General features: G+C 55.1%; 2 protein-coding genes. One reads left to right on the top strand and one right to left on the bottom strand.

The features are described from left to right. The coding region (locus ACFPLB_RS17645) for a helix-turn-helix domain-containing protein (protein ID WP_378232104.1) at window positions 1-218 on the top strand (218 nt) is incomplete at its 5' end. Between the two features lie 77 nt (window positions 219-295). On the opposite strand, the gene ACFPLB_RS17640 is transcribed toward ACFPLB_RS17645, so the two are convergent. Further along, on the bottom strand, window positions 296-643 hold a 348-nt coding region (locus ACFPLB_RS17640), incomplete at its 5' end, for an outer membrane protein (RefSeq protein WP_378232102.1).

Below are 643 nucleotides of genomic sequence, written 5' to 3'. Positions count from 1 at the left end.
CAGCCGATGCGCTGGACCGAGGCCAGCGCGCCCGCCTGATCCGCAAGACCAGAACTGCGCTTGGTTTGTCCCAGTCAGACTTTGCCAACCGCTTTCGGGTTCCGGTCGGCACTTTGCGCGATTGGGAGCAGGCGCGAGTGACCGCGCCGGACTTCGCCATCGCCTATGTGCGGGTGATAGGCCAGCACCCCGATATGGTGGCAAAAGCCGTCGCATAACGGCAGATGTTCGGCGGTTCTGCATAAAAGAAAGCCCCGGACTATGCTGGGGCTGAAGACAGTAGTTCGTGGTCAAGTCAGAACTTATACGCAAGTCCTATGCGGAAATCGTGCGTCTGCACGTCGATCCTATGTATGTCGTTGCCCGAAAATTGGAAGTCGTTCGTTCCATAATCGGAGAAAATGTACTCACCACGCGCAATTAGGTTTTGGGTAATTCCCCATTCGATACCACCGCCAATCGCATAGCCAGTAAGTGTTTCTTTTGCGATATCTGAACCATTACCGTTGTGGTCATCACGGAAGCTACCGATCGCTACACCTGCGGTAAAATACGGCATAACGTTTTCGATTGCATAGCCTACCCTGCCGCGGATCGAACCGCTTACCTTGCTCTCGAGGGGTCGGAGGTAGTCGCCGTCATC

It is taken from the genome of Aquamicrobium segne, from assembly GCF_042656785.1.
GTDB lineage: Bacteria > Pseudomonadota > Alphaproteobacteria > Rhizobiales > Rhizobiaceae > Mesorhizobium > Mesorhizobium segne.
The sequence above is the reverse complement of the archived record's forward strand: the minus strand, read 5'-3'. Positions and strand labels throughout refer to the sequence as shown.